This window comes from Acinetobacter sp. UBA6720 (assembly GCF_002454215.1).
Classification (GTDB): Bacteria; Pseudomonadota; Gammaproteobacteria; order Pseudomonadales; family Moraxellaceae; genus Acinetobacter.
The window spans coordinates 1-5,083 of the sequence record NZ_DKIK01000152.1 but is presented as its reverse complement, the minus strand read 5'-3'; the positions used below and the strand labels follow the sequence as shown (position 1 = coordinate 5,083).

The 5,083-nt window shown below is 41.0% G+C and carries 5 protein-coding genes; 4 read left to right on the top strand and 1 reads right to left on the bottom strand.

Going from position 1 to position 5,083, the window contains the following annotated elements; all coding sequences use genetic code 11:
- The 3 genes from trpB to B4F08_RS13410 all read left to right on the top strand — a co-directional run.
- A partial coding sequence (gene trpB, locus B4F08_RS13420) for a tryptophan synthase subunit beta (protein ID WP_291374734.1) occupies positions 1–1,102 on the top strand: 1,102 nt, incomplete at its 5' end.
- A 530-nt stretch (positions 1,103–1,632) separates the two neighbouring features.
- Positions 1,633–2,145, top strand: a complete 513-nt coding sequence (locus B4F08_RS13415; protein WP_291374733.1) for a DUF1543 domain-containing protein — start codon at positions 1,633–1,635, stop codon at positions 2,143–2,145.
- A 172-nt stretch (positions 2,146–2,317) separates the two neighbouring features.
- Complete coding sequence (locus B4F08_RS13410) at positions 2,318–3,310, top strand: DUF2804 domain-containing protein (protein WP_086210405.1); 993 nt, start codon at positions 2,318–2,320, stop codon at positions 3,308–3,310.
- Between the two features lie 57 nt (positions 3,311–3,367).
- On the opposite strand, the gene B4F08_RS13405 is transcribed toward B4F08_RS13410, so the two are convergent.
- The gene (locus B4F08_RS13405) at positions 3,368–4,243 is read right to left on the bottom strand and encodes a metal-dependent hydrolase (protein WP_119064652.1); all 876 of its coding nucleotides are present in this window, start codon (positions 4,241–4,243) and stop codon (positions 3,368–3,370) included.
- Positions 4,244–4,378: 135 nt separating this feature from the next.
- Here B4F08_RS13405 and B4F08_RS13400 point away from each other — a divergent pair.
- Positions 4,379–5,083 (top strand): AraC family transcriptional regulator ligand-binding domain-containing protein (locus B4F08_RS13400; RefSeq protein ID WP_291374731.1); only part of this gene is annotated, 705 nt, incomplete at its 3' end.

Here is a 5,083-nt window from a genome sequence, read left to right as displayed (position 1 = left end):
TTTCCGTATGAAAGATGATGAGCAGTTTCTGGCAGAATTCGACCGTGACCTCGCCTACTATGTAGGTCGTCCTAGTCCTTTATATTATGCTGAGCGATGGTCGAAAGAGTTGGGTGGTGCGCAAATCTATTTAAAACGTGAAGACCTCAACCATACGGGTTCACATAAAGTGAACAACACCATTGGTCAGGCTTTACTGGCAAAACTGTCAGGTAAAAAACGCATTATTGCTGAAACGGGTGCAGGTCAACATGGTGTCGCAACGGCAACCATCGCTGCGCGTTTAGGTCTGGAGTGTGTGGTATTCATGGGTGCAGAGGACGTAAAGCGTCAAGCCATGAATGTCTACCGTATGCGTTTACTTGGTGCAACTGTTGTGCCTGTCGAAAGTGGCTCAAAAACATTGAAAGATGCGATGAACGAAGCGATGCGTGACTGGGTGACCAATGTCGACTCAACCTATTATGTGATTGGTACGGTTGCAGGCCCACACCCATATCCACAGTTAGTTCGTGACTTCCAGTCAATTATTGGCCGTGAAGCGCGTAAACAAATTCAAGAGCAAGCAGGGCGTTTACCTGATGCTTTAGTGGCATGTGTAGGTGGCGGTTCAAATGCAATGGGCTTGTTCTACCCATTCTTAAACGATGCTGATGTGAAAATGTACGGCGTTGAAGCTGCGGGTTATGGCATTGAAACAGGTAAACACTCTGCACCATTGAATGCTGGTCATGTCGGTGTTTTACATGGTAACCGTACTTATTTGATGTCGGATGAACAAGGTCAAATCATTGAAACGCATTCAATTTCAGCAGGTTTGGATTATCCAGGTGTGGGTCCTGAACATAGTTTCCTGAAAGATATGCATCGTGTTGAATATGTGCCAATCAATGACAATGAAGCTTTACAAGGTTTCCGTGATTTGACTCATATTGAAGGAATTATTCCTGCCTTGGAAAGTTCTCATGCGATGGCTTATGTCACTAAACTTGCGCCAACCATGTCTAAGGATCAAATTATCATTGCGACGGTTTCTGGTCGTGGGGATAAAGATTTGATGACTGTGGCACGTATTGATGGCGTGGAAATGGTTGAGATGTAATGACTTCTTTAAAGCCTTCCTATTGAGGGGAAGCTTTAAATATTAGATTTAAAGAATCGTGTTGGGTGAAAGCTCAGCACGATTTTTATTTACTTTAATGAAAATCGCTTAGCTCACTTAAAAGAGGGAAAATTTATAAATGTACGCCCTCATTTTAAGTGATGAATTGTTATGGGTTCGCGTAGGAAATATCTTACTTTGCATAGCATTATCATGTAATTAAACAATCAATTATTATTTGCATCATGGTGGAGTCTTACCGTTTATTTATGTCATTGTAGGAGTTCGTCACGTTACTTTTAAAAAAGTAACCAAAATATGATTCATCAGCAAAACTCGTCGAATATCATCATGTGATTTATACCTCGCAGAAACATGATTTATTTAATTTTAGCCTGACTCGAACAGTTGCTGATGAGTTTGGCGTGTATCATTTAGTTGAATACTTTTGCAGAAAAAGTATGTTTTCTGCCTCGTAAATGATGAATCATTTTGTGATGTAAGTGAAACTATTGAATAGAGGAAAGAAAATGCCCAACCTATTTATGGTCATGCTTGGTGGTCGTCATGCACGTGCCAATACCGAAGTCCATGATGTTGTGTTTGCTGTCGCTGACAGTTTAGAAGACAGTTACCCGCAACTTAAACATGCATGGTTTGGTGAACAAAAAGGCTTACATATAGATGCTTGGGCACGGCTAAATGGTGTTGAAAGTGCGGGGAAAAAATACCAAATACAGTTTAGTGATGCTCAGCCTCAAGTCACAGATGAAAAATTGTGGCTCATAAATTTAGGTGGCTATGACACACGTGAATTTGGGGAGTTGCATCGTTATGTACTCGTTGTTGCCCCCAATGCAGTAGAAGCCAAACAACTTGGCAAACAACATTTTGATCAAAAGTGGAAAAAGCAACATACAGATCGTGTTTTAGACGTCGATGACTGTATTGCGATTGATTGCATACATGGACGTTATGTGCTGTTGGTTGAAGCTGAGTTTGCACAGAATGTATGGGAAAATACGTATTTAATGTTGAATTAAGCTGAGTGCGTATTCAGTGCTAGGATGAAAACATAAAGACATCAAAATGTTAATCTGATTTCTTTTCATAAGAAGCTGATGAAAAAATAAACTAAATGCTGTTCAGTGCCAAAATTATAGGCATAATAAGCATACGGATATTAATTAACTTTTGCTTAAGGATAGAGCATCAATGGATTTGATACAGTCCAATGGACAACCCCATTATGGTCGGTTTAGTGAACTTCCAAAAACCATTGATTTAGATAAATATCAGTATAAAACTCCGTATGGTGAAGTGCTTACGGGATGGCGTAAGAAACTGAAATATAAAAAATTTAAGTTTTGCAGCATTCAACATGAACACTATACCATTGGTCTTGCAATTGCCGATATTGCTTGGGCAGGACATGGTTTTGTTTATATTTATGATCATCTTAAAAATGAAGTGCTTGAATGGAATGCGGTGAACTTTTTAGCACGTAAAACCGTATTGGATGAACAGCCTTTATATAATCAAAGCGTGTTTGCAAATTCACCTTTCCAAATTGAAATTCAGCATGCCAATGGTGTGCGTTATGTGCAAGTGACTAAATATGGTGAAATTAAACTGAGTGCACGTATTTTCTGTGCCAGTACAGAACCGCTTAGTATGTGTAGCCCAACAGGAATCAATGGTTGGACCTACACACAAAAACTCACAACTTTGGCTTGTGAAGGATTTTTTACCAATAAAGCAGGTCAGATAATCCAATTCAATGATCGGACATTGGCTTCTTTAGACGATACCTGTGGTTTTCTTAGACCTGAAACAGCTTGGTTTTGGTTATCATGCAATTTTTGGGATGCTGAGGGCAGACGCATTGGGCTCAATTTAGCTTCTGGTGTAAATGAAAGTTTTGGCAATGAAAACTGTCTGTGGATAAATGGAAAATTATACACAGTGAGTGATGTTTTGTTTCAGATGGAAGAAGAAGGTCGCTGGACGATTCGTTCGTTAGATGAGCGTTTGCATTTAACCGTGACTACGGGTTGGCGTCGGTTTGAAAACCTCAATTTACGTCTGGTCGGCAGCCAGTTTAGTCAGTGGCAAGCCAAGATTAGTGGTACGATCCAGCAGGGTGAGCAAGAGCTTATCTTTCTCAATGAATATGGCTTACTTGAACAGCATTATGCAAAGTGGTGACAGCGTAAATAAAAAACTGGCTCAGTGCCAGTTTTTTATTGGTTATGGTTTTTCACTTTATTTTCCAGCTTGCCAAAAAGCTTCGCCCGCTAAAATTGGATCATTCGTTTCTGCTAGGGTGTCGATCCAAACATCATACTGTGCAATCACAGGATGTTGATTTGGGTGAAAGTCTTTCTTAAACCAATCGAAATATTGCCCACGCATCCGAGACAGTATTCCTTTTTGTCCAAAGAACCATGGCAGCCCTTTACGCATCATTTGCAAACGTTGCAGGCGGCTAAAACCATCATGCTTGAGCATGACATCTGCGCGGTAGGTGGTGAAACCAAACATCATCACCGTGGTAAAGGCCAGTGCAAACAAACGGGTCGCTTCTGGAACATGTCCGACTTGTTTCATGACATCAAACGCCACATCACGATGTTCCATTTCTTCAATGGCATGCCATGCAAATAAAGCACGTACATAGGGATGGGCTTCTGCTAAGGTTGTTTTGTGGCTATAAAACGTTTCCGCCATGAGTGCAGTTAAATGTTCCGCAGCGGCAGTCATCGCAATGTTGTATTGAGGCGAGCGTTTACTCAGTTCAAATTTAAAGATTTTATTTAAACGTTGAATAAATTGGTCAACGGGCATGCCTTGTTCTCGCATGACCTGATTCATTTTGTCATGGGCAATGCCATGTTGCGCCTCTTGTTTAATAAAATCTGTTACGCGCTGCGCTAATTCAGGGTCTGTAATCTGATCGCGAAATAAACGCACGCTTTGAATAAAATAGCGTTCACCATCGGGAAATGTGAGGCTGAGTGCATCAAACATGCGGGTCCGAAATGGGTCGTCGCCAAACCAAAAACGTGGCACTTCATCGAGCTTAAAATTAAGTTGGGTTCGCACAATCGGTTCAATAGGGGCACTAACAATGGCATTCATTTTGTTTTACTTCATTTGCCTTGGATGATTGCAGTATGTCGGAGAAAATACAGTTTGTTTTGACAGATATTGCCATTTTTTATACATTTTACGCCAATATGAAAATGTCGCATGTCAAATAGCGGGTAGGCCGTCATGCAAGAATTACAAATTCCCAATGGTTATTTTCAGCTCTGGAATATGTACCTGATACAGCAGGGCATTGATTTTCATCATCTCGATGTTTTAAATCCATATAAAGTGAACTTAGAGCATGTGCTCAGACTGCCGATTGATACTCAGTCGCCTTTTTCTTTTTTTCATACGATTTTACAGCTCACGCAAACGGAGTTGGACTGTCCACAGTTAACCATGGAAATGGCTAAGCTGATTCGTCCTGAACACTTTGGTGTACTAGGCTATATGGCGACTCGAAGTAATAGCGTGGCTGAAGCCTTACAGTATGTTATGCGCTTTAGTCGCTTGGTGATTGATGGGGCGGAAGTAACGCCGATGCACATGCAACAGCAGGGCAATGAAATATGGCTGACATGGCCGTTCCACCATGAAAAATATGCAATGTTGAATGAAATGACCATGGCCTCGATGGTGCATTTGGCTAAGCAAATTTTCCCCGATCAATTACAGTTCTTAAAAATTCAAATGGCCCATTCCGCGCAGATGGCACTCTATCATTATCAAAAGTTTTATGGCTGTGAAGTGAGCTTTAATCAAGCCTGCTATGCCTATGTGATGAGTGCAGACAGTTTGAGCTTAAAATCGGGCTTTGCTGATCCTTCCTTAACACAGCTTTTACTGAAACAAGCAGAGGTTGCCATTGCCCTCAAGCCTCGTTATGAA

Bases quoted from the DNA above. Each gene is read 5' to 3' on its own strand.
- B4F08_RS13415 (WP_291374733.1), top strand. From the start codon at position 1,633: ATGCCCAACCTATTTATGGTCATGCTTGGTGGTCGTCATGCACGTGCC.
- B4F08_RS13405 (WP_119064652.1), bottom strand. From the start codon at position 4,243: ATGAATGCCATTGTTAGTGCCCCTATTGAACCGATTGTGCGAACCCAA.
- B4F08_RS13410 (WP_086210405.1), top strand. From the start codon at position 2,318: ATGGATTTGATACAGTCCAATGGACAACCCCATTATGGTCGGTTTAGT.